Here is a 508-nt window from a genome sequence, read left to right on the forward strand (position 1 = left end):
ACAGCCCGGGCCCCGACCGCGTCGTGACGCTGGCGGCGGAGGCCTGTGCGCGGGCGGGCATCCCGGCGCGCGCCACGGTCGATGCGGGGGCGCACATGTTCAGCGCCACCGCGTGCTGGCCGTGCCGGCAGCCCAACGACCTCCTGATCTCGAACGGTCTTGCGACCATGGGCTTCGCGCTGCCGGCCGCGATCGCCGCCGCGCTGGTCGAGCCCGCCCGCCCGGCGGTCGCCTTCACGGGCGACGGCGGCCTGCTGATGTGCCTCGGCGAGCTTGCGACCGCAGCCGCCGCCGGCGCCAGCGTGGTGGTCGTGGTGTTCAACGACGGCGCGCTCAGCCTGATCGACCTCAAGAAGGGCGGCCGCGCGCTGCCGGCCGACAGCCTCGGCTGGCCGTGCCCGGGCTTCGCGGAGGTCGCGCGCGGCCTGGGCTGCCGCGAGGCGCCCGCACCGACGGAGTAAGCGGGCCGGGCGAGGGTTCCGCGAATCTCTCAGGTCACGGGACAGAG

Annotated in this window: 1 protein-coding gene; it reads left to right on the plus strand. The window is 76.0% G+C overall.

The annotated features are described in order from the left end of the window. A partial coding sequence (locus FK498_RS19025; RefSeq protein WP_237561031.1) for a thiamine pyrophosphate-dependent enzyme occupies positions 1-461 on the plus strand: 461 nt, incomplete at its 5' end. Positions 462-508 lie beyond the last annotated feature (47 nt).

The organism is Elioraea sp. Yellowstone, from assembly GCF_006704265.1.
GTDB lineage: Bacteria > Pseudomonadota > Alphaproteobacteria > Acetobacterales > Acetobacteraceae > Elioraea.